Annotated in this window: 20 protein-coding genes and 1 pseudogene; 10 read left to right on the top strand and 11 right to left on the bottom strand. The window is 41.4% G+C overall.

Annotated features, from left to right (window positions below; translation table 11 throughout):
- Both UQW94_RS23350 and UQW94_RS23355 read right to left on the bottom strand, forming a co-directional pair.
- A pseudogene (locus UQW94_RS23350) lies at positions 1-282 on the bottom strand (hypothetical protein); the annotation flags it as partial.
- Positions 282-3,395: a helicase-related protein gene (locus UQW94_RS23355; RefSeq protein WP_253657729.1), complete on the bottom strand. Its 3,114-nt coding sequence runs from the start codon at positions 3,393-3,395 to the stop codon at positions 282-284. The gene UQW94_RS23355 and the pseudogene UQW94_RS23350, both read right to left, overlap by 1 nt.
- Before the next feature lie 605 nt (positions 3,396-4,000).
- Between UQW94_RS23355 and UQW94_RS23360 the strand changes: the two genes are divergently transcribed.
- From UQW94_RS23360 to UQW94_RS23370, 3 genes are read left to right on the top strand one after another with little or no spacing between them, the layout of a single operon-like run.
- Entirely contained in the window at positions 4,001-5,200 is a 1,200-nt protein-coding gene (locus UQW94_RS23360; protein WP_017449270.1) for a ParA family protein, read from the top strand.
- Positions 5,200-6,282 (top strand): ParB family protein, encoded by a 1,083-nt coding sequence (locus UQW94_RS23365; protein WP_258615240.1) that lies wholly within the window; start codon positions 5,200-5,202, stop codon positions 6,280-6,282. The genes UQW94_RS23360 and UQW94_RS23365 overlap by 1 nt, the downstream gene beginning before the upstream one ends.
- Positions 6,275-6,547, top strand: a complete 273-nt coding sequence (locus UQW94_RS23370; RefSeq protein ID WP_100088500.1) for a hypothetical protein — start codon at positions 6,275-6,277, stop codon at positions 6,545-6,547. Before UQW94_RS23365 ends, UQW94_RS23370 begins: the two co-directional genes overlap by 8 nt.
- Before the next feature lie 74 nt (positions 6,548-6,621).
- Here UQW94_RS23370 and UQW94_RS23375 read toward each other — a convergent pair whose 3' ends face one another.
- The 4 genes from UQW94_RS23375 to UQW94_RS23390 all read right to left on the bottom strand — a co-directional run bounded on the left by UQW94_RS23375 (position 6,622) and on the right by UQW94_RS23390 (position 9,217).
- On the bottom strand, positions 6,622-7,170 hold the full coding sequence (locus tag UQW94_RS23375) for a pilus assembly FimT family protein (RefSeq protein ID WP_083152714.1): 549 nt from the start codon (positions 7,168-7,170) through the stop codon (positions 6,622-6,624).
- 70 nt (positions 7,171-7,240) lie between these two features.
- Positions 7,241-7,759: a metal-dependent hydrolase gene (locus UQW94_RS23380; protein ID WP_258615237.1), complete on the bottom strand. Its 519-nt coding sequence runs from the start codon at positions 7,757-7,759 to the stop codon at positions 7,241-7,243.
- A complete protein-coding gene (locus UQW94_RS23385; protein ID WP_258615236.1) occupies positions 7,756-8,505 on the bottom strand; it encodes a hypothetical protein in 750 nt (249 codons plus the stop codon). The genes UQW94_RS23380 and UQW94_RS23385 overlap by 4 nt, the downstream gene beginning before the upstream one ends.
- Complete coding sequence (locus UQW94_RS23390; RefSeq protein ID WP_029843382.1) at positions 8,495-9,217, bottom strand: hypothetical protein; 723 nt, start codon at positions 9,215-9,217, stop codon at positions 8,495-8,497. Before UQW94_RS23390 ends, UQW94_RS23385 begins: the two co-directional genes overlap by 11 nt.
- Positions 9,218-10,160: 943 nt before the next feature.
- Between UQW94_RS23390 and UQW94_RS23395 the strand changes: the two genes are divergently transcribed.
- Positions 10,161-11,234, top strand: coding sequence for a replication initiation protein (locus UQW94_RS23395; RefSeq protein WP_069490877.1), 1,074 nt, complete (start codon positions 10,161-10,163; stop codon positions 11,232-11,234).
- 615 nt (positions 11,235-11,849) lie between these two features.
- A complete protein-coding gene (locus UQW94_RS23400; protein WP_029843386.1) occupies positions 11,850-12,464 on the top strand; it encodes a recombinase family protein in 615 nt (204 codons plus the stop codon).
- Here the strand turns inward: UQW94_RS23400 and UQW94_RS23405 are convergent.
- Positions 12,454-12,663 carry a type II toxin-antitoxin system Phd/YefM family antitoxin gene (locus UQW94_RS23405; RefSeq protein ID WP_239939096.1) on the bottom strand — a complete coding sequence of 70 codons (210 nt, stop codon included), beginning with the start codon at positions 12,661-12,663 and terminating at the stop codon, positions 12,454-12,456. The two genes, UQW94_RS23400 and UQW94_RS23405, sit on opposite strands and share 11 nt — an antisense overlap.
- Before the next feature lie 188 nt (positions 12,664-12,851).
- Between UQW94_RS23405 and UQW94_RS23410 the strand changes: the two genes are divergently transcribed.
- The gene (locus UQW94_RS23410; protein WP_258615231.1) at positions 12,852-13,394 is read left to right on the top strand and encodes a recombinase family protein; all 543 of its coding nucleotides are present in this window, start codon (positions 12,852-12,854) and stop codon (positions 13,392-13,394) included.
- A 19-nt stretch (positions 13,395-13,413) separates the two neighbouring features.
- On the opposite strand, the gene UQW94_RS23415 is transcribed toward UQW94_RS23410, so the two are convergent.
- Positions 13,414-13,989, bottom strand: a complete 576-nt coding sequence (locus tag UQW94_RS23415) for a hypothetical protein (RefSeq protein WP_258615230.1) — start codon at positions 13,987-13,989, stop codon at positions 13,414-13,416.
- 892 nt (positions 13,990-14,881) lie between these two features.
- On the opposite strand from UQW94_RS23415, the gene UQW94_RS23420 reads away from it, so the two are divergent.
- The 4 genes from UQW94_RS23420 to UQW94_RS23435 all read left to right on the top strand — a co-directional run bounded on the left by UQW94_RS23420 (position 14,882) and on the right by UQW94_RS23435 (position 17,753).
- Entirely contained in the window at positions 14,882-15,964 is a 1,083-nt protein-coding gene (locus UQW94_RS23420) for an ATP-binding protein (RefSeq protein ID WP_258615256.1), read from the top strand.
- 43 nt (positions 15,965-16,007) lie between these two features.
- Positions 16,008-16,550, top strand: a complete 543-nt coding sequence (locus tag UQW94_RS23425; RefSeq protein WP_258615255.1) for a helix-turn-helix domain-containing protein — start codon at positions 16,008-16,010, stop codon at positions 16,548-16,550.
- Between the two features lie 105 nt (positions 16,551-16,655).
- Positions 16,656-16,826 (top strand): hypothetical protein, encoded by a 171-nt coding sequence (locus tag UQW94_RS23430; protein ID WP_016791538.1) that lies wholly within the window; start codon positions 16,656-16,658, stop codon positions 16,824-16,826.
- Between the two features lie 381 nt (positions 16,827-17,207).
- Positions 17,208-17,753 carry a hypothetical protein gene (locus UQW94_RS23435; RefSeq protein WP_069518014.1) on the top strand — a complete coding sequence of 182 codons (546 nt, stop codon included), beginning with the start codon at positions 17,208-17,210 and terminating at the stop codon, positions 17,751-17,753.
- 201 nt (positions 17,754-17,954) lie between these two features.
- Here the strand turns inward: UQW94_RS23435 and UQW94_RS23440 are convergent, their stop codons facing one another.
- From UQW94_RS23440 to UQW94_RS23450, 3 genes are all read right to left on the bottom strand, one after another.
- Positions 17,955-19,055, bottom strand: a complete 1,101-nt coding sequence (locus UQW94_RS23440; protein ID WP_258615252.1) for a hypothetical protein — start codon at positions 19,053-19,055, stop codon at positions 17,955-17,957.
- A gap of 155 nt (positions 19,056-19,210) precedes the next feature.
- Positions 19,211-20,923, bottom strand: coding sequence for a DNA (cytosine-5-)-methyltransferase (gene dcm, locus UQW94_RS23445; RefSeq protein ID WP_258615251.1), 1,713 nt, complete (start codon positions 20,921-20,923; stop codon positions 19,211-19,213).
- A gap of 127 nt (positions 20,924-21,050) precedes the next feature.
- The gene (locus UQW94_RS23450; RefSeq protein ID WP_322142596.1) at positions 21,051-22,499 is read right to left on the bottom strand and encodes an MvaI/BcnI family restriction endonuclease; all 1,449 of its coding nucleotides are present in this window, start codon (positions 22,497-22,499) and stop codon (positions 21,051-21,053) included.
- Positions 22,500-22,566 lie beyond the last annotated feature (67 nt).

Genomic DNA, 22,566 nt, shown 5'->3' on the forward strand with positions numbered 1-22,566 from the left:
GCGTTTACAACGTGGACAGAACATCCATTTCGGGAAACGGACTGTCATTAAAGCATTATGGGGACCGACCTCATCTCTCTTATTCTTGATTACCGGCGGTTTTTTCAAAGCCCATACGCCAGCTTCGCGAGATAAACGATCAAGTTTTATCTCTTCAAGCCTTTTAGGCCAATAAATCGGGTCTGCTAATGCAAGAGATTCGTCACCAAGTTCAATGATAGAACCTGGGCCAAAAGGTGAAATCAATTGAGAACTACGGTAAGCGCGGTTTGAATCTGCCATTAGTTCTCTCCTCTAATAAACAAACAGGTTTCAGTATCGACATTTCTCATTGAATTTAGGGTACGCCACGCTTCATCATGTTGCGCACTTTCATAAGGTTGGATTAACGGTTGAAATTGCTTTTCTCCCGTGTAGTGGCTTAAAGGCTTAGACGTTCTATCACAACGTTCCTGCCATATGTCGACTAGAGATTGAAGGTATTCTAGAGTCTCGTCTTGCTCCTTTTGTGGCATACCGTCCATAGCCTTTACGATACGCTTTTTAAATACCGCCAAGAGTGTTTTGAAGTCAGAATGGGACACATCTAGGTGCCTCGCGTTTTCATTTTTTCTTAGGTAACCCGTAACTCTGACGACTGAAATTAGAGCAGCATGCAGAGCCCGTTCAAGTGCTGGTTTAGCCCAAGGGGTAATACTAGTAGGTTCAACGTAACGATATAGGGCTTGATGATAGCTTTTGAAAGTTTCGTAGTGTGAGCGATCTCGTGGCTTAGTCGGAGAGTATTGAGTGATCACAATGCCAGGAGGACGTTTTTTACTTCGTCCTACACGGCTTGAAGCCTGTATATATTCAGCAGTAGCTTTCGGCTGTCCAGCAATCACCATCATACCAAGGCGTTCAATATCCACACCGACAGAAATCATATTCGTACACGGTAATATATCGACAGCATCAGGAAAAGACTTACTTAGTTTCGTTAGTACTTCCGGTATTTTGGAGCCTTTGACACCTGCGCTAAGTTCCTCGACGCTTTCAATCTTACGAGTATCATGCATATTATTGGAAATGACTTTGATACGTTCTGGAATATCGTCGCGTCCTAGGGTCATAGTTTTACCTAGTTCTCTGCGGCTATTGTGATAAATCGGCAGGGTCCAGTAACTATCTAGTAGTTCATACTCAAACCCTAGCTCAAAAGGAGCTAAAAGAGCGGCAGCACTTGTTTGAACAAGTGAAGTTTGCCCTGTATGCCCGCTGGGCATTACACCAACATACATTCGGCCTGGTTTATCAAGTTCTTCTTTTGAAAAGAAAGAGTCGGCTTGGTCTGTCCCTGATGGAGGAAACACGTTAACTCTTCTGCCAAATAAACGTACACTTTGCTGCTCTGCCGCACGAATCGTCGCAGTTGCAGCTATTACCTTAGGCTTCTGGCCAAGGACCTCAATGATAGAATCAAAACCAGCTTCATAAATACCAGCAATGGTGCCTAAAGGACCAGAAATTAGATGTAATTCGTCTTGAATTATAAGGCTTGGAGGTAGTACTTTTTTATCTCCGAAGAAAGCCGCAGCTTCAGCCTTCCAAGTTAGGCGAGCAAATTTGTCAACCGTTCCTATTAGAAGACTAGGTGGAGAAGCATATAAGGCCTCGTCCACAACTTGTATAGGTAAGTGGTGATGAAAATCACACCCTTCATTTGGGCAGAAAAATTCAAACTTGTTATCAGGATTTGAGCGAATACCATATGAAAGATGCTCAGAGGTATAAACCTTCGGTATTATTTCAGTACCGCACCAAGGGCAATTTTGTAATTGGAAACTATTCTCTGGTTCAGGGTCGTCGCGAGTGATCACAAACTTGTTATGAGCATCTTTATAACTATTAGGTGTGCTATCCATACCTGCCCATAGGCCAAGAGAAAACTGCTCTTGGCCTAATCGAGAATCATTTTCGCGTAATTTTTCTAAAGCGCAGATTAAGCTTCCAGCTCTTTGAAACTGTTGAGATGTTAGCAAGCGTAATGTGTAGCGTTTAATAACTGCAGTGCCTGCGCCACGTTTCCCTTTAGTCAAGCGACGGTATATCATTTCCCATGCAGCAACGGCTAGGTAGGCTTCGGTTTTACCACCACCAGTAGGGAACCACAGAAGATCTACTTCTTCATGAGATTTAGGCAAATCACCAGTATCTTTGTTCGGAATAAGAGATTCTAAAACGAGCAATTGAAAGGCTAACTGGAATGGGCGCCATTTGAAGTTCTCAACAACATCATCAGCAAAGTAATCCGGGCTTACATACTCAAAGTCCTTTGACTTAGCTTCTCCGGCATACTTTTTCCCAGAATGTAGCATTTGCATCAGCATAGCCTTGTTAGCGATACGGAAGGATTCCATTGCTAATGAAGAGTTTTGTAGTCCTTTAATTCCATCCTCCATTCTTTGAGCTGCACTTTTCAATCTCTGGATAATGCGCTCTTTCGCTGCAAGATATCTACCATCTAAAACTTCGTTATCAAGCTCATTAATCCACGCTCGGTAGGCTAAAATAAGTTCTTGATATCCAGAAAGTAGTTGTTGATCAGTTGCCGCATCAACATCCGCTATTCTCGTTATGCTAAGAATGTTACTGCTGAGGTTTGGGTACTTACTCTGATCTATTTCTGTACTAAAGTCTTTCACTTCATGAGTAGGCATCGCCTCAGTGTATAATTGGGTTGGGCTTGCTTCCCCATCAAAAGACCAATCAACAGCAACACCATGCCCAACAGCCCAAGGAACCCGTTTTCTATAAGCTAAGTTCAGTTCCTGCTGCTCATCATCGAGTTTGAATCGTTCACTACTTGGGTACTCTCTGATATTACCCTCTAAAACAGAGACCTTGATACCGCACTGGTATAAACATTTTTCAGGATCTAACCGCTCACCTGAGCTTGCATTGTTTGACATTGCGATGGTTACAACCTTTCCAGAGGTTATAGGTCTTACCGTAATATCTAGACGTGCGCGTCCATCAAGTATTTCACTCTTTCGAGATACTACTTTTTGTAGATCTTCTTCATGAGATAGTTCAGAGCGTTGCCACTCAAGCATTTTCCCTTTGGTATAAGAGCCTGCTGTAATATTCAGCCGCAACGATGTATTTGCTTGGATAGCGAAAGATATAGCCATTGATGATGGTTTAAAATCATTGGCGAGAGCTTCGGTAGTTGAATCATCATCTTTGTCGTCATTTGTATCATCGATACAAGCAGCAGCAGGAAAGAGAGTCCCTATAAGGTAACGTTTATGAGGAGCATCTTTTAACCTCTCTTGCTCCCCTCCTACAGGTCCAATAAGCTGTGTTCTTAAGTAATGAATTAGCTCGAGCCTTGCTTGGGTAAATTCGTTCATTTGAATTCTCTATAGTATTTTTTTGACAGCGCCAAAGCAGAGTACCCTGTACGGTATGAATTTAAATTGAGTTGATTAACCTTATGTTTAAGGTAGCCTTCAAATTAACTTGCTTGGAAATTATTGGCATTGTGGCTTTATCTTGCTGCTTATATAATACTCAACTTATTGCAATTCAAAAAGAGTAGCCCCGTAAGTATTTCTCATCGTGTGAGGGTGCTCTACCTTATTATCGTTTACTAAAGTAGCTCCTCCCAGAGTCATGAATTCCCCCTTCTCTAAAGCTTCCAGAACCTCGGCCTTGTTTTTGCGCGGCTAAATCGGGGTGCTTAGCCAAGGCATCTCGTTCCCTTATAGCAATCTCTTCAGCTGTAGCCCTACGTACTTCTTGGGACTTTTTAAGTTCTCGAATCGCTCTAGACATGTCAAACCTCATAGGACTTTTCATTTGATATTTCATCGTACATTAATCAAACACCTCAGCAATTGACCAAAATTAAGTTATTCCCTACCACCCTCTCAAATTTTCGACATTCCATTACTTTTCATTACACACCTTATAAATTAAGGGATATACTATTTCTAATTCCTACACGGAGGCAGAAATGGATACTCAACAGACCACCCAAAGCTTTCAATCGCTTAAACAAGGGGCTGATGCTTATATCAAGCGTCGAAACTTACGGTTACTCGCTAATCATCGTAAAGAGCTGCGCAATTTCACTCGAGCAGAAGCTTCCACCTATTTAGCTATTGATGCTAAAACTCTTGATCGATATGTTACTTCTGCAGGTATCGACCCTCGTCGCCATGAGGATTCTCAATGGTCGATTGATATAGAAGAAATGTATCGCGTAAGAGACTTATTACCGGAAACCTTACGTAAAGAGCCGAAATTCCAGCGTGGTGAAAAACAATCAACGCAAGTTATCGTAATCCAAAACCAAAAAGGTGGTGTTGGTAAGACAGTATCTGCCGCAACTGTAGCATCGGGCTTAGCGACTGAGTTTCACCAGGAATATCGAGTAGGGTTAATCGATATGGATGGCCAGGCGACTCTATCTATGTATTACGCGCCAGAAGCTGATCAGGAAGGCAACCTCTCAGTGGGCGATCTCATTATGCGTAACTTTGACTTAGACGAGGATGAAACGTTCGAGCAAGCGGTATCTGAAGCGTTCTTAGAAACCACCATCCCCAACTTACGTATTCTTCCTGCTTCGCAAAGTGACAGAGCAATTGAAGGGTGGTTTCATGAACAAGTATTCACACATAAGCTACCATCCCCCTACTCTATTTTGGCCGACATCATCGATGCAGTAAAAGATGAATTCGACATCATCATCATTGATACGCCGCCTTCTTTAGGTTACGCGACTTACAATGCGTACTTTGCAGCAACAAGTGTTGTTTTCCCATTATCAATTACCGAAAACGACATCGATGCAACGTGCTCATACTTTAGCTATATCCCACAAGTTTGGGCGTTGTTAGCCAATGCGAATCATCAAGGCTATGATTTTATGAAGATATTGCTGACGAACCATCGTGATAGCTCAACGACTACCGAGTTGATGAATAGCCTTTATGAACATTTTGCGCCTTACTTATATTCCAAAGAATTCAAGCATAGCGAAGCTATTAGACAAGCTTCTTCCTTACTTGCCACCGTTTTCGATATGTCAAAAAGCGAATACCCGAAAAGTAAATCCACTTTCCAAACGGCGCAGCAAAATGGTTATGAAGTAATTAGCCAAATTCAACGAGATATTTTGAGTGTTTGGCGCGAACAGGAGCAAGCATAATGGCAAAAAAACGTGGTGGTAGTCCACTAGGTAATACACCAGGCGCAGTTGAGGCTCAACAGTCAGCAGCAAAAGCGAACCTGACCACATTAACGCAACAGCTAACAGTGGAATTGGATAAAGCCGGCACTAACGCAGCCGAGTTTCTGCGAGAACAATTTGGAATTGAGTCTGTCGGTCAAAGCGTGGTTTGGCAGTTAGCGTCGGGGAATAGCGCGACCTTCAATGAAGTGACCCTGTCATACGAACAAGTTCGTGATGAGACGTTTGTTACCTTTGATGTGAACGGACGCGATCAGTCGCTTCTTACGGCAGAATCTCTATCTGACTTGAACTCCCTTGAGTTTCAACAGTTCTACCCTGCTGTAGGTCGGCAAATCGATGGCAAGATTGATGTGTTAGATGGCTCTCGCCGTCGAGCTTGGTTCTTACTTCAAGAAGGTCGAGTTAAAACATTCCGTATCCTTGTTACTCAAAATGAAATCTCTGTAAGTGATGCTAAGGCTTTGGCCAAGCAGCTACAAACTGCCAAAGAACATAACCTGCGTGAAATTGGACAACAATGCATCGCCATCAAATCGGCCAACAAAGAGATAACTCAGGCTGAGATTGCGAAACAAGTTGGGCTTAGCCAAGCCGGTGTAAGTAAAGCGATGAAAGCGGCCAGTATCGACGAGAAGCTGGTTAAGCTATTTCCGATTGTAAATGCCCTTTCACATCCGGACTATGCCTTGCTAGATAAGGTGATGAAGACCTGTGAAGATAAAAAACAGATTGCTAGCTTCGCAAAGAAAATTGAGAAAAATCTTGTCAATATTCAGGCTGAATATTCGCTTGAGGATCAGAAAGACGCCATTGTTTCTGCTATCAAAGCTGAGCTAAAAGTAGCAGAAACAAAGAAAAAGTCAGACAAAGCGGAAGTCACTCCCCTCGCCCAATTCGATAGCAAAGGCATGTTTGCACGTAAACGCGTTAAAGGGAGAAATTTCTCGTATGAGTTCGGGCGGCTTTCAAAAGGAATACAGGAAAAGCTCGATGAGGCAATACAAAAGGTTTTAATGGAAGAGAGTAACAATGAGTAATGAATATTACCCTTTACAAGTTGAGCTTCTGGAGCACTCTAGATCAATAAAATCTCAGGCTATGACTATTATTCTAAAAAAGCTACCTGATGGCAAAGATTTAGAAAGTCTCCAAGTATTATCATCTATGATCAATAGTATTGATAAGCTTGAGCTAGACTTTAAAGAGAGCCTGAAATCTAGTGGAAGTTTGGATAAAAAACTGAAACTTATACAAGATATCTATACGGAATCTAATGCTCTACTTTCCTTTATAAAACACTAATAAAAATAGATTTATTCATATAAAACGTCATTTTTCAATGACGTTTTTTAAAATTAAAATTTATAAAGAGTAACTTAACACTCTTTCAATCCATACTGCTCCCCTACTGTGCTACAAAAGTATGTCCTTCCTACTAGATGCATTTTCAACGCAACTTTCTTATCAGGCTCAACTGAAATTTTCATAATCTCACTGTAGCTATCGCTATCTAACGTCGAGTGAATTAATTCAGGTAACCCTCGTACAGCATCTAGCTTAATAACGTTTTGTGGATAGGATTGCTCTAAGACGACCTCATCAAATACTCGTCCTTTTAACACCAACATGGCGTTAGTGGTACAATCACTGATAGTGTCGGACAGGGACAAAACCAAGCAACGCTCTGTTGGGTCTATGTTAGATAGCTCTCGCAAATGAATATATACGGGCATATTTCTAAAAACAGCTTCACTTTTAGCCATGATAAGTAACCCTGCAAGTTCATCTTTAACCGTATTGATTCGAGAGCTTTTCATTATTTGAGAAAAGTTTGGCGCTGCAAAAAGCAATAACGCCCCTAATACACTAATCGTGATGATGAGTTCTATAAGTGTAAACCCCCGTTGGTAAGCTCTATTTAACATGAGTTACTCCCTAATTACTCCGCTTTGATTTGTCATTATTCAGCCTGAATAATGACAAACATTGTTTAATTTAAATGAATCTAAATCGGTTAGTTTTCCACTCTAACGCATCAATTAATCCACTCTCATACATCCCTGCCCAGTCGTAAAAAAATGGTGCAAACCCCTGCCCTCCAGTGATATGTGAAAAAGCGATACAAACTATCACTACGCCAGCAGAGATTGCGTATTCCACAGGGTCACCGGTTCTAAACCGCCCACCAAATAAATGAAATCGTCTGTCACTGTATGGCGAAAATGGCACTCCTGACACCGTCATTGCGTCAGTTAAAATATGGCTTACGCCTCCCCAAGCGAACGCCATGCCAATCATTTGATAGTCCCAAACAAAAGTAAATACGAGTGCCACAACGAGCCAATGGGTAAAAACATGGGTAGGGCCTCGATGTTTTATATGCCGACCTACGACCTTAGCAACATATTCAAACCAATCAGGTGCCGTGGCACCTAACACACAAACAGGTACATGAGGGGGTGAGATAACGGCACAAATCGACCCAGCAATAAGCCCATGATTCAGCCACTTCATTGAGTCACCTTCGGTTTAGAATGAGGAGGGAGGTAGGCAAGCTTTTGCAAATACTGATTTACGCTGTCGCTGTAGGAACTCTCACACAATGCAACTAGTGCCAGTCGATGCTCGACGATTTTAGCTTCATGAGCTAAAACGTCTCGATGTGAGCTCGCTACTTTTTCAAGTAGTGCCACTTGTTCGTTAACGTTCGCCACACCTTGGGCAACCCGCTGCTGTGAACGAGCCTCAAGTGATAGATAGAGCCCCATCAAGCGGTAAGCGTAGTTTCTATCAGCGAGAGCTTGGGTGAAGGATGCGACCGACGTCGCTGTGGCGGTTCTACGTTGGTACTCCCATTGCCGCTCTCGAGATTGCTCCGTCGTAGAGTAGAGCGGCATTTTTCCAACAATCCCGACATAGTGTTCTGAGATTTCAGGCCAATCATCACTGTTGTATTCATCTAAGTTCGTCCTCATTCCTGCGACAAGGTTTAAGTCGAGTTTGAATTTACTCTTCTCTGGGTAACAGTTGAGTACGGTCTGAAAGATAGCATCCGGATCAATCTTAGGCGCAGGCTTAAGAGCAGGAGTGGAGGTGTTGTAATGGGGAGCATCGCCTTTCAATGTCGGCAATTCGAAAGGCTTAATCTCCGGTGGCTGCGCTGTTGGTTCATCCCAGGGTGTAGAAATCCCCCAATCATTGGCGTAAGCCACGTGGCAGGACAGGGAACACAGCACTAAAAGGCCATACTTAATCGGCACGCGTAGACCTCCGTCCGCTACCAAGCATTTGCAAGCCGCCAATCACGGCTCCAGCTTCCCATGCGCCCGCAACAACGCATAAAGCAACCATGAACCAAATTAAAGCTTTCGTAGTGTCATAACTGACATCACTCTCTAAATTGATGCGCTGTGGTTCACGTCTTTCAACGATGGGACGAATTGACGGGGGAAGGCGACCTTCTTCACTACACGCCATCAACCAAACCTTGGCAGACAGTAAACATTTTCGTGCAATTTGAGCTTTGCGACCTGTCAACTTATGAGCATCATCAATGAAAAGCAAAGATTGAGTATCAACTAGGTAATCTGCCAATAAGTCCGCTTTCAATTGGAGATTAAGTTTGCTCCAAGGAGTAAAATAAGTACCTTCTTCTTGGCTACTTGCATACCATTTTTCAATCCCTTTAACCTCAACCCAGCTAGATAATGGCATTAGCCCTTCAAGCAAAACCGGTTGTGGTTTCTTTCCCCAAATTTCATGTCGGCTATCGCGCAACCGTGTAAGCCAACGGCTTTTACCAGAGTCATGAGCTCCGGTAATAAGTTGGCACTGAGTTCGGCGTAAGCTCGTTTCTTTCCTATCTCGACTTGGTGCAAAGCGGCGAGGGGAGTCTACGATCAAAGGGGTTACATAACGGGTCCCATCTTTTCGCTGACGTTTATGATCGGTTCTAAGTTTTAAAAATCGCATGCTCTTCTTTCCTAACCGCTACAGCATACAAGCGAAGAAAAACAAAAAAAGCGAGGCCTAGTTTCCTGCGAACAACTCAAAATAAAAATGTAATTGCGTTGTTTATTGATGCAGTTAAAAAGCAGCGTGAAGAAAAAGCGAAGTGGACGAGGAACATGGGTTAAATTCGCGCAGCTCCGCAAGTTTCAAACCGAAGGAAAGGGGTAAACAATCTGATGATGAATATCAATGATCGATAATTGATGAAGTGATCGAAATTAACGACCTTATTTTTCGCGCATAAGGGGTCTATGACGGGGCTGGGTGATGCCAAACTATAGCGTTAGCATCAACCTCACTTTCCATCATAAAAAGCACAGATTATTGGTTTTTCTTCGTGATGATTTATCAGGTGCGATTTACTGTGACAGATTAGTTAGGGCTGGGCCTAGTCACACGGCTCGCCACACCGCTGCAGGTAGAGGCGTTACTCTCTTCCGTTTCCTATACTGGTTTGTGTACCGACTTAACCAACCTTACAGACAGGCATATCACCATAGAACCTGTTTATCGATCGTTCATACCACACCATTGTCCAATCACGTCCCCCGTAGACGACATCACGTTGTCACTTACCCATTGCTTTCATCAAACAAGCTTGATGACCTCCCATTTATTTCACGTCGCTGGCGTATTTATCCGCAACGACAGAGACGGTAAGAATCTCCATACACTCTTTTGTTTTTATGCCTCTCCCACAGTTAAAAGGAGCATGAAGTTATAACGAGAGGGTTAGTGCGCAAAAAGAGTAGGGTATAGGATCCGATCAAGTCAGAGATCTTTGGACATGATGATCATATCAATTACATAGCATTAAATGACATTATTTAGGCTAGGTAATTCCTCCATTACCTAAAACATGTCATAATTACCTAAATATTGTTATCTATGGACATAGTGTGAAATGAGTGATGAAGAGTATTTTTATCCAGTCGTAAGCGATAACTTACCAAAGCACATAAAGAAGGGTCATCAGCTGGTTTTCAGTCGACAAGATTTATCGGCAAGAGAAGCAGATATGTTCGCTTTAATGATCGCACATATGAAAGCGGCGGACTGGGAACAAAAAACCCCTCATTACGAATTCACTTCGCATCAACTATCAGAATGGTTAGGTGTCGAGTCTAAACATATTGGTAGTAACTTAAGCCCAGTAGCAAACCGCTTAGCCAGTAGAAAAATAGGCATCAAAGTCGACACATCTAAAGGTGATATAGAGTTTGATTATCGGCCGCTATTTAAGCACATCGCTTATAAAAACGGTGTGCTTACTATGGTTCCTAACGATATGCTGAAATCAGAGTATATTGAATATAATCAAGGTTTTGCTCTCATTAACACTCGCAATTTCTTTGACGTTAAAAAAGAATATTCCAAACGCTTATACGAACTACTTAGCCGCTTTAAAGATAAAGGCTTTGAGATGCACACACAAAAGTTAAGTGAGCTCAAAGGAATCTTTGGCCTTCTGGATGAAGCTGGTAAGTTAAAGAAAGATAAAAGCTCTTTTAAAAACAACAGTGTGTTTATGAAGCGTTGTATTCGTGAAAGTATCAAAGAGCTTTCCGAGCATCCTCAGATCAGCAAAGAGCTTCTATTTTTAGAAAGTAGTCAAGGGGATAAAGGCTTTGAGGTTGTTAAAAAAGGGCGAACAATTACCGGAATAAAGTTTCTTTTCCGTTGGATAAAGTTAGGCACAATAGATGAGCTAAACCAACATGAAGCAATGAAAACCATTAAGGATCTAGAGCTAAAAAGGCTTCAAAACCAGGTTCGCCTCACCGAATCCGAACTGGAGTCATTAGCTATCGCTTACCGTTACGTCGGTAAAGAAAGTCATGCATTGAAAGTCGAGGAAAGTCTCTCAAGGCGGCACTTAACTCAAGACGAACAAAACCATGAAGATGACAACGAGCTAGAATCTTTGATTGAGAAAATAGAGACACTTTCAGAACTAAGTGATAGCCCAGATTACTAATTTCGAATAGAAGACATTTTCTAGGTATTTCGATCTCATTAATGACATATTTTAGGCAACAAAGAGTGATTCAAGACACAATTTAGGTGTTTTGGTGATAAGGCTCCTATAGATTCAAACTCTAGAAAGGGGAACTCATAAGAATACATGTCATAGCAAAGAATAACGCCTTGTTTAAACTAAAATATGTCAGCATTCAGAAGTAAACACCTAAAATGTGTCATTAGTAAACCTGATATGCGATCAATAACACCTAAAAGATGTCACCAATGAACCTAAAAAATGATCATCAACACCTAAAATTAGATCATAATCACCTAAATCTTGTTATCCCAACACCTAAAAGATGATCATAAAACATGATTAAACCCATATAAATCAATACGTTGTGAATACTATAGGTTTTATAGATTTATACTTTACATAGAGTAATATAGTTAAATATAGATCTTTATAGTTTGTGTGGATAACTGGAAAATCAAAGATTTACACAGTTACCCACGACAACGATCAATTTCATTTTTCTTCTTAATAAATTTTTATCCAGTCACATTTTAGGTAAGAACAACCAATTTAGTTCTCATCCCTTGCTATAACGTGAGAAAAGGAGGTGGTATGTCTAATTATGCATATTTACGAGTTTCAAGCGATAGTCAAGATGTGGCAAACCAAAAGCATGGTATCTATGAGTACTGTAATAAGGTTGGGTTAGCTAACTTATGTTTTGTTGAAGATGTTATTACAGGCAAAAAAAAGTGGCATCAACGTAAGCTCGGTCAGCTTATAGAAGGAATGGGAGCAGGAGATAAACTCATTTTTTCAGAAGTGAGTCGTATAGCTCGCTCAACACTTCAAGTATTAGAAGTTCTTGAAGTCTGCATGGCAAAAGGTATTGATGTATACATTGCTAAACAGAACATGCAACTAGATGGATCCATGCAAGCAAAAATCACAGCAACGGTTCTCGGACTTGCGGCAGAAATAGAACGAGAGTTTATTTCTATGCGGACTAAAGAAGCATTAGCGGCTAGAAAAAAAGCCGGTATCATTTTAGGTCGTCCTAAAGGTGAGGCGGAAAAACTCAAGCTGGACCCGAAGCGAGAGCAAATAGAACGTTATTTGGGAATGGGGTTAGGTATTAGACCTACTGCAAAATTGATCGATGAAGCGCCAAGCACATTAAGGGATTATGTGAAACGGAAAAACTTAAAAGCAAAAGTTATTGTTTAGTGTCTGCTAACTCTAGCCTTAGCTTTAAAGACTCCATCTCTAGCTTTATTTTTTCAGCTTGAAGGTTTTGGTACTCTTTCATGGAGAGCATTATTGCAATCGGTTTTCCATATCTTTTTATCTCTATAGGTTCATTTTGAACAGTTTCTAGTAGTGATTTAAATTTTGACGTTGCTTCATTAGCATTTATAGATTTCATAATAGCCTCTTTCCTTCAATCCTAACTGTTTCGATAAATATGAACAAACTCAATAGTGTCCATAAAGGTGTACCTTTTTGGACATACTGGAGTACCCATCACAAAACTGTACAGTTAGTCTTAGTTTTTAATGGTGAACATGTACACTATTAATTACCTATCTTGTTGTTCACTTTTAAAGGTTCACCATGAAACTTGGCTATGCTCGAGTCAGTAGCGATGACCAAAACCTTGATACTCAGCTTTCTCAACTCAAACAGATCGGCTGTGAGAAAATTTTTCAAGACAAGGCCAGTGGAAAGTCTTCCGAACGTGAAGCATTAAATAAATTGATCGACTTCGCTAGGGAAGGGGATGTGGTTCACGTCACCAAGGTTGACCGAATTGCGCGTAATACTATTGATGCATTACAAATTGCCGATCAACTCGCAGATAAAAACGCCGGGTTGGTATTCCATGATCTTGGTGATTTAGACATCAATAGCGATGTGGGCCGGGTCATTTACACCACGATTTCCGCTTTCGCAGAAATGGAAAGAAAACGTATTTTACAGCGCTGCAACGAGGGCAGAGCACGAGCCAGAGAAGAGGGGCGTCACTTGGGCCGATTTCCTGATAAGACATTGCACAAACGCATACAGGAGCTTGCTGGTGAAGGAATGAACAAACATGCTATCAGTAAAGAGTTAGGATGTAGCCGGACGACCGTGTATAAGGTGCTGTCGAAGTAACAGCTATGTGTAACCAGAATTAGGGATGCTCTTCTGATTCTTTCTTGCCCTCAGTCGACTGAATCATATGCATTGTTTCGTAAAACTCACCAATGATAGATTGATAACGAATCTCTAGAGAATCTAATTTATCTTTATTAAGTCTCGCGTTAACAACGTCATTTTCAAAGTCATAAAGAACACTAAAGATTTTATTAATATATTGAGTGTTCAAGAGATAAAGTTCCCTGTCTTTGTACAATCCCTCCCATAAAGAGATTGCGGTTACAGCAGAACTTGCAGTTAGAGCGATAACCATTAGTTCTGTATTTCCTTCGAATATTCCGGAAATTCCTATAGTTAAAGTAGATATGGATGAAGCAATAATGATGAATTTCCGATATTTTAGAGTATGAAAATAGTGGAAAGATTTATATGAATGCATCTTTTCGATGGAGCTGCATATTTTTTGATAAAAGTTAATAGCATGCTCGTGCAAAGTGCTATCAGGTATTTCCTTTATTGATTGATGTACCTTTCTTATGTCTTCTTCGGAAAATACGTTAATGACGCTATAGCTGTGTGAATGCAAGAGTGACTTTATAAAAGACTTCATATCTAACCTCTTTAGCGCTTTGTCGTTTAGTATGTGGCTTGATTCTCTAGGGGAGGAAATCTAGGAGTCAAGGTATATTGTGAAAGATTTAAATATAGACAACTCTTGTAAGTTATATGAATAAAAAGGCCTTGCTAAACACGCCAGCTCAGTCTGGCCACTTCCTACCAGTTGCCACAAAAAAACATGTCATGGCCTAAGCGCGTGCCACTTCGTGACACAGGCCATCACATAAATTTCGCAACGGGCAGGGCGGCACAGACTGGGCTTCTGTAGCAAGGCCGCTTAAGAGATCGGTTACCAACCCCCATCCCCCAAGCTTGGGGGTATGTGCGGCAATTCAACATAATGTGGAATAATGCAAAATTGCACGTGCCTATCGTCAGCAAGCTGCCGGGCACTGGGCAACTTCAAGCATTATTGGACATTATGTGTAAATTGCCGCCACCGCACTGAAAAGCGTGCTCTAAGGTAGCCAGCAGAGCTGGCGCGGTTTATCTGCCTTGCCCAAAAAACGGGCAAAGCAGGGTAATGATGGCGCATCAAAACACAAACAACGTGTTTCCATGCGGGGACGTTCATAACTTTCTATGATTCACCATTTGCGGTACGTTCGTTGTTGCCCGTGCCGGTCAATCCATAAAAGGCGCAAGCTATTTTATGGTATCCCACCACATCCCCCGCCCACCCAATGCTGCGCCCCGTTCTTTGGTTATCGCAAGGCTCGTATGGCCTTTGATTTTTTGTGTTTAGTTTGGCGTTAGTGCTCGTAATTTAAAGGCGCAGCGGTGGTCGTGTCGTGGTGCTTTCATAGTTGTTTAGTTTAAGCGGATTGAAAAACAAGTATATAGCCATATATTATCTTAGTTGACATAGGCTTATGAGAATCCTGATGGAATTGGCAATTCAAAATCTTTTGAGAAAACAACCTGGGTTGAAAGCGAAAAAAATAGCGTCTGAGCTGGGTTTAGAGCGTAAAAAAGTGAACTCGTTCTTGTATGCTAATTCTTCTACTTTTATCCAAAATGAGGACTATGAATGGTCTCTCGTTAACGGAACGTTGAAAGTGGTCTTTCCTGTTCCCGAAAGTCGCTGGTTAACTTCCGATGGTTTTGAAGAGGTAATAAAGCAGTACAGTGATTTATGGGATCAGGACACCTCTGCAATCGAAATGACTTTTCTTGGAGGAAGCTTCTTGCTTGACTCTTTGGGAAAACTGCTCGCTCTTATTAATCAATTGGTACATCAAAATAAATCTGTTTCACTAGACTTTAGCGCATGTGATAAATCTTTTTCTTACTTGTGTCGCATTGGTTTTTTTGAATTGATAGACCCAAGCGTTGCTGTTGTTCCCGATGTAAAGGATGCATCTTGTTACTATGGCCATAACAGCAAGGTTATGGAGTTCGGTGTCATTAATCCAGAAGAGCCGGATGAGAGTATTCCCGTCCAACTTAAACAAGCATTCATAGAACAGGCTGGTAAAAAGCATTCCAATGCTGCTTTCACGATGATCTCTGAACTTTTTGGTAACGTTCGGGATCACTCTAAATCGCCCATTGATGGTTTCGCCGCTCTTCAGGTTTACTCGAAAACTAATAAAATACAAACCGTTATATCAGATAGTGGCGTGGGGATCGCGAATTCGCTACGACGCGTTCTAAAAGAGCGTTACCCGGAAATATATCAAGAGTTTAAAACCGCTAATGCTGAAAATGATGCATTGTTGATTAAACGTGTTTTTGAACAAGGCCGCATAAGCAGCGCAGAACATAACCCTGATGAAAGTCGAGGTTTAGGGCTAAAAAGGAGTGGCGATATTGCAGCCAAGTTTAATGCGAAAATACACATTAGGCAGGAATCTTTCGAGCTAACTCTTATCTATTCTAAGGGGAAACTCGCTGATCATGAAGTGAGTTATGGCCTGCAAAAATTATGCGGTTCGCATATTTGTTTTGACTTTTCTCTTGATTAATTTAAGATCTTCTCCTTAAATTATCGATATGAATCAGAATGCAATGATAATCAAACTCCGTGATTTTACGAAAGACGATCACCCTTTTGGCAATGTCCAAGGGAAGGATGTTTTTCATAAACTGATGAACCGAGTCGACTCCCATCCATCTTGTACCGTCTTTGGAATATCGCTGGATGGAATTGAGGCGACAGATGCATCTTTTCCGCGTGAAAGTGTTGTGGCTCTTGCTCGCTTGTATCGAGGTGAAAAAAGCTTTTACCTAATCGATGTTGCTGATCAGGATCTTATTGATAACTGGACTTATGCAGCTGAGGCGAAAGGTCAACCCCTAGTGATTTGGTCGGGAAATCAATATAAAGTGATAGGTCCTGAAATGACGAAGGGAACTCGAGATGTGGTTGAGTTCGTTTTAGATAACGGTTCTGCAACGACAGCGAGTATCTCTGCTGCATTTGGTATCAGTATTCCTAACGCAAGTACCCGATTGAAAAAACTTTACAGCGCAGGTTATATCACTCGTTCCGAAGAAGCAGCAGAGTCTGGCGGAAAAGAATTTATTTATTACGCAATAAAATCTGATTAAACAGCTTGTGTTAATCAGATTTTGAGATTAGAATCCTCTTGTAGCTGAGAGGATTCTTTTTCATTTCAGCTTAAACAGATTAATTAAATCAGATTTGGAGGCCTTATGGCAACTAACGGCAAGACAGGCGACAACCGTCGTCATGGTATGGTTCGCGAACGTTCACAAACTCAAACACCTTCGGGCCATTGGGTTAAACGTGATGCAAATACAGGACGCTTTATGGATGTGAAGCAAGATGGCACACCATTCAAAGGCGTTCGTAAAGAGAAATAAAAAGGCACTTTCAGTAAAGTACTAAAAGTGCCTTTTTATAGTGAGGTGAATTATAAGTTCCGTTGGCGCGGCAGCTTATAAGGCCCAACACTAAGAGGTTTCAAGCCCTGTTAGAAAGGCTGATTGCTCTGATTTGTCCCGCAATCATACCCTTCTAATGTGTTCATCTCAATCATTGAATTCCCTCTTTCGCTTTAAGTTGAGAGGAGTCTCTAATGAGAATTCGACCAAAAGTTGTCCCAGTTTGCGCTTATAAGCGTTACCGAAATGGTGTCTGGGAGGATGTGTGTGCTCATACACGTTCACTTCCGCGTTAATTTTTAATTGGGGCTTAGTGTGAGCTAACGCCCCTGTCTATTGTTCTTTTTAGAAAGGTTTTCTATGAATACACGAAGAAAAGATGATGGTGATGAGATCATTGCTTTTACCATTGTTTTTCTAGTTGCGTGCTGTGTTTTGGGTGTGCTCTACATTAGTTATCACACTGTAGCACTCTCTGGTTTGGTCGGGATCGTAGCGGTAACGCTACTGGTAAAATTCTATCGCGTCGAATTTTGGAACAACTATACGCTCTTTGAAATTGGTTGCTTTTTGCCTTTGGTCTTTTCTGCGTACTGGATTGTTGATCTTGAGTATCCGCAAAGTGTTGTCAATTCGGCGAAATCGATTGAACAGTTTGAAGGGATGCAGTACGTCATTGAGTCAGTGAAGCTTGCTTGGCATACCGCTTTAAACATTAAGGTCATTGTGCTTTGTCACATCTTAGCGCTTGGTGCGATCGTGACTGCCTGTTTTGCCAACACCATTGCCACCAATCGTGAAAGCCCTGCGCTTATCTTTGGTGTGGTGCTGTGTTCAGTACTGTCGATGGCGCTGGCCAATTTAAACGTTATCCCAACTTGGCTTTATCACCACTTTCAAGTTTGAGCTAGGCAGTCACGTTGTTTGCACACTAGTGATATAATGCGATGCATATCACTAGTGTGCATTTTTCAACCCCAATACGTTCCGTTCATGTTTGTACAAATCATTAGTCGTGGTACGCATCTTTACACTCAATAAAAACTAATATTTTCCAAATCGTCGTGTGATCCCTTAAAGGGATCTTCTCTAAAACGTAGCCAATGCCTACTTAATCATTTCAAAAATACTATCCATTTTTTTAGCCTGTTCTAACTTCTTAAATTTGTCTGCTCTTATGGTTTCTTGGATCCTTGTGTAAGGATTCATTCCACTATCCTCACCGATAGTAAAATTAAAGCCGTCTATATCTCCGGATAGTATTTGTTTGTAGCTAAAGCTAACAGGTTTTGTTAAGTGGTTAAGTTGAAGATTAATGAATTTTGAGCTTAGAGTTTTCCCTGCATTGAGATGAATTAGGTAATAGCCCATATTATTGGAATGGCACCATCGGATAAATTTGGTATGGCTTTGGTCTATACCGTAAGACGGAGAAAACACTGCTTGCCCTACACTATTTTTTAAACGTTCTCGAATCGTTGTGCGCAGTTCACCTACATCGGTTGTGTCCTCTGTTTCGATGATTTGTTTGCATATTGATTTTACTTTTGTCAGTGGAAGTCTGGTAGTGAAGTATGACTGTGCAGGGTCTTTTCGCTTAAATTCCAAGAATTTAATTTCGCCCTTTGATAGTACAACAGCATCAATATCGTTTGGCTGATTATGAAATGCAGGATAGAGGACCTCATAGATGAATCGCCTAGTGAGCAGTAAAGACGTTTGTTCTTTAGACGATAAGCCCTCTTGTAAGTATGTAACGATGCCAGCGTCAGTTTCTGCAAGTTTATTCTTTGCTGGGCTACTTTGTTTTAGATTGTTGTGCATAGAAAGTTGACACAAAAGCTCTGCTGCATCATCAAATATAGATGACCCTATTTTTTTGTTCTCTAAGTTCAGTTTGGCTTTATAGGCTTTGAATTCACCAGATTCATCGTATCTGGCGATCACTACGGTCTCTTTTTTTTCTATAAATTCCCGAATCAGGGCTATGTCAGCCTTCGACATGTTTTTTGAGTAGTTTCGCCCCAAAAATCGAACAAAAATACTCTTTTTTCCATAGTCATAGGTACACCGAAACCAGTCGAAAGAGGTGAAGTCTTTACCGAAGTACTTTTCTACGGACTTCTGAAAGTACTGCTCGCTAACAAATGACTCGAGCCTTTTGGTTCCTTCCCAGTAAAGTAAAAAATCTCTAAATTTATTATCCATAAACAATCGCTTCAGTGTTACTTACTGCTAACTTATTGCTTATATTGAATAAAATCTACTTTTTTATAAACTTTCACCTAAAAGGCGACTGTCTGAGTCAATAACAAGGGATAAGAGTAAGAAGAGTCATACTCCTCTCACTCTGCCTGAAAAACTTAAGCCGCTTTATCACACGCTTTGCTTTTCGCTTTTTCAATAAATGGCTTCATCAGCTGAGCAACAGCTCGGAATACCGGGACTACAACTGAGTTCCCGAACTGTTTGTAGGCCGCAGTATCAGCACAAACAATTCGAAAATCATTATCTTGTTCTGCTCTGTCATATTCTGGTTTTTCAAAGCCCATCAGACGAGCGCATTCCTGTGGTGTTAAGCGACGCGGAGTTTTATGAAGCGGCTCAAACTCAGAGGCATAACGGCCTTTCGCTTCATCGTATTTTTTTTCCCCTTCCTTAATCATCTCTTTGTACTGCTTATCCGAGCATTCCGGATATTCCTTACGGAAATTATCAGCGTACGCAATCGCTTCTTTTTCACGCTCCTGATTTTTTCTTATTGCGTGCTCTTTGTTTTTTTCCAGGTATTCTGCAGAAAGTCCGTCCTGGTTAATCAGAATCTCAGAACCATCTTTATAATAACGTGCTGACAATGTACGGGTTACTGACTCCGGATTTTTCGGGTCTATAAGGCCAAATCCAAATCCGTTTCCTTTTGTCTGGTGTTTAAGCGCGTAGTGATACAAGTAGTTCCACAGGTTTGGGGTCAGCGTGTATTTCTGTTTTTCTTCACTGGTTAGGGGGCACAGAATGTCTTCTACACGGTATCTTGATTCAGGTTTTTGTATATTGCGCAGGGATAGGTTCAGATAGCTATTATCAGCTTCTACAAGGTCCTGTCGTATACCTACAAGCACGATACGTTCACGATGCTGAGGTGTGAAATGAGCACCGTCAATAATCGTTGGCTCAGGTTTTCGTTTTCTTACTGCCTCAATTGCTTTTTCTATATTCTCACCAGAATTGCTTATGTCAGCAACATGGTAGCCAGCTCTGTCTAGAGAACGGATGATCGTGGCAAAAGTGTTGCCTTTATCATGACTCTTAAGGTTTTTAACATTTTCCAGAACGAAAAATTTTGGTTTCCGAGTCAAAAGGATCTGCTCAACATCAAAGAATAGAGTGCCCTGCGTATCACATTCAAAGCCATGAGCTCGGCCTAACGAGTTTTTCTTCGATACACCTGCCAGAGAAAACGGCTGGCATGGAAAACCTGCAAGTAATACATCATGTTCAGGGATATGTTTCAGGATACTTTCCCGTTTTTCCTGTTCTGTTGCATTGCTGTCTCCACTCTTAGTTATTTGAGTTATATCCATTAGGGATACATTTTTCTCTGGGTTCTCATCTGCACTGTCTAGGAAATAAGGTAATTCAGCTTCATTGACGTAATGATTGGCAAGGTATGTTCGTCGGGCTTTCTGATCCCACTCACTGGTAAATTCACATCTGCCGCCAATATCCTCGAATCCTTTTCTTAGACCACCGATCCCTGCAAAGAGGTCTATAAAGGTAAAATCCGGATTTTCCCAGTGAGCAGGTTTTTCAGGCAACAATTTACTACGGATATCGGCCATAGCTCTTTCACTGAAGCTTATAGGATTCGATTCTGGTGAAGCCTTCCATCGGTTGAGCTTTTCTCTACTGACTTCCTGCTCATAACCACATTCCAGTTCTTTGAGTTTCAGGGCAAGGTTTTTCTGGTCATAAACTTCGACAAGAAGTTTAAGTAGGTTATTGCTCTTAGAGATTAGGCGTTGCGTGCGAAGTGTATCCTCACGGTCACCACAGTTAAGGATTTCGTTATTTTTCATGGAAGATAATTGTATATAAAGGGACATTTGTGTGTAACTCTATCACACGAATGTCCCTTTTGGTAGGTGGTATGTATGTAAATACAGTTGAATTGGCTGTTTTATACCAGTCTGTCACAGATTCTCATTAATTTGTAAGCCTTTTTAGTTCAGATAACTCATATAACTCATTTGCCGCTTTGTAGATATCGTTAAGCCGCCATTGAGAGCGTCGCTTATTTAGCTTGGAGTTGTTCGGGTTATATTTTGGGGCTGGATTTAGGTAGATAGTTCCTGAATGAATCGCTTTAAATAGTTTTTCAGCGTTGGTATTCCGACACCATAGTACCTCATCCGCGAACTTAACTTTCCATTTGTAACCTTCCGCAAGCGTGTGAGGTTCATCGTTACACTGTTTTTCTGCTGGCACATATACTACTTCATTATGTTTAGCACCCCAGCAATTTAGGATCCTTTCCAGAGACCAGCTTGCTGCAATATTTCCTTCTCTGTCTTCAAGCACTATTTCCATCTGTATCATCTGTCGAGTGATCGGTTTGTCTGGCTGGTAATAGCTAGGCTCATAGCGCGTATAGCTGCTGCCATCTTCTCTCTTATCCTTAAAAGAGTGCACACAACGGATTTTCAGGGTCAACTTTGTTTTCTCGTTCTCGACATAGGCCCTGTGCAGACCGGTAAGACGGTAGTCTTCTCCTTTCTGATATCCATATTTCATCATGAAATCAGCAAAACTTTCTGCGTACAGACCTCCATCAGGTTCCGGAGTAAACAAAGTCAGCTTTTTACGGGTAAAGCTTTTCAGTTCTATGCCGTATATATCCCCGTTTTTTTCAGCATTAGGTTTAATTCCACAGGCATGTTCAAGCGTATAGCCATGCACTTGAGTCCCGGTGAACGGAATAGTGATGCCGTTTTTATCAAAACGGCATCCTAGCAGCGTTTTAGATGCTACGTTATCCCGGAGGATTTTTTCTAGTTTGACAGAGCCGCTGTCACCGTCTGGTTTAATGGTTATTGATTTGCAGACTTTAGATCCATGGTAGGAACTAAGTTCCCTGAATTCTTTGACCAGAGCTTCTCCCGGGTCTACTGCCATAATCGCAACAGCATGGCCAGACAGCGTGGAGCCTAGGATTAAATAACGTGGGAGCCGGTCATCTCTTTTTATGTACTCCACCGACATTGAACGGGGCATTTCCCCTTTTTCGGTAACAAAACCTGATAGTCTAGCTTCCGGATACTGGGCATAAACAATAGCTTTACACTCTTTAGCTGGATGCAGAATGCCATCAGTACTCAGCCAAGAAAAACGGTGGAATATTGCTTGTGGTATTGCTTTACCTGGTTCAGAAGCTCTTTTTGTTATGCTGGTACTTTCGCCTCGGTCGCTAAACCGGAGGTCAAAAATAGAGTTCAATAGACTCGCATCCGAGTGATAATACACTTGGTTTTTATCATTCGCGTTTTTGGGAAGTTCTTTGATAAGAGCTAGTTGACAGTTATGTGGCCTGAGAAGAGTTATGACGGTTTCCAGATCGGGGATGTCGAAGTGATCTAACTGATTGAATGTATACATTGTTATAGGTCTTATCCAATATATTGATGTACAACATTAAGAACTATTACATTTAAATTCAACGAAA

Source organism: Vibrio sp. PBL-C16, from assembly GCF_034321865.1.
Taxonomy (GTDB): domain Bacteria; phylum Pseudomonadota; class Gammaproteobacteria; order Enterobacterales; family Vibrionaceae; genus Vibrio; species Vibrio alginolyticus.

Coding starts and splice junctions, on each gene's coding strand:
- UQW94_RS23355 (WP_253657729.1), bottom strand. CDS start 3,395: ATGAACGAATTTACCCAAGCAAGGCTCGAGCTAATTCATTACTTAAGA.
- UQW94_RS23360 (WP_017449270.1), top strand. CDS start 4,001: ATGGATACTCAACAGACCACCCAAAGCTTTCAATCGCTTAAACAAGGG.
- UQW94_RS23365 (WP_258615240.1), top strand. CDS start 5,200: ATGGCAAAAAAACGTGGTGGTAGTCCACTAGGTAATACACCAGGCGCA.
- UQW94_RS23370 (WP_100088500.1), top strand. CDS start 6,275: ATGAGTAATGAATATTACCCTTTACAAGTTGAGCTTCTGGAGCACTCT.
- UQW94_RS23375 (WP_083152714.1), bottom strand. CDS start 7,170: ATGTTAAATAGAGCTTACCAACGGGGGTTTACACTTATAGAACTCATC.
- UQW94_RS23380 (WP_258615237.1), bottom strand. CDS start 7,759: ATGAAGTGGCTGAATCATGGGCTTATTGCTGGGTCGATTTGTGCCGTT.
- UQW94_RS23390 (WP_029843382.1), bottom strand. CDS start 9,217: ATGCGATTTTTAAAACTTAGAACCGATCATAAACGTCAGCGAAAAGAT.
- UQW94_RS23395 (WP_069490877.1), top strand. CDS start 10,161: ATGAGTGATGAAGAGTATTTTTATCCAGTCGTAAGCGATAACTTACCA.
- UQW94_RS23400 (WP_029843386.1), top strand. CDS start 11,850: ATGTCTAATTATGCATATTTACGAGTTTCAAGCGATAGTCAAGATGTG.
- UQW94_RS23405 (WP_239939096.1), bottom strand. CDS start 12,663: ATGAAATCTATAAATGCTAATGAAGCAACGTCAAAATTTAAATCACTA.
- UQW94_RS23410 (WP_258615231.1), top strand. CDS start 12,852: ATGAAACTTGGCTATGCTCGAGTCAGTAGCGATGACCAAAACCTTGAT.
- UQW94_RS23415 (WP_258615230.1), bottom strand. CDS start 13,989: ATGAAGTCTTTTATAAAGTCACTCTTGCATTCACACAGCTATAGCGTC.
- UQW94_RS23420 (WP_258615256.1), top strand. CDS start 14,882: ATGGAATTGGCAATTCAAAATCTTTTGAGAAAACAACCTGGGTTGAAA.
- UQW94_RS23425 (WP_258615255.1), top strand. CDS start 16,008: ATGATAATCAAACTCCGTGATTTTACGAAAGACGATCACCCTTTTGGC.
- UQW94_RS23430 (WP_016791538.1), top strand. CDS start 16,656: ATGGCAACTAACGGCAAGACAGGCGACAACCGTCGTCATGGTATGGTT.
- UQW94_RS23435 (WP_069518014.1), top strand. CDS start 17,208: ATGAATACACGAAGAAAAGATGATGGTGATGAGATCATTGCTTTTACC.
- UQW94_RS23440 (WP_258615252.1), bottom strand. CDS start 19,055: ATGGATAATAAATTTAGAGATTTTTTACTTTACTGGGAAGGAACCAAA.
- dcm (WP_258615251.1), bottom strand. CDS start 20,923: ATGAAAAATAACGAAATCCTTAACTGTGGTGACCGTGAGGATACACTT.
- UQW94_RS23450 (WP_322142596.1), bottom strand. CDS start 22,499: ATGTATACATTCAATCAGTTAGATCACTTCGACATCCCCGATCTGGAA.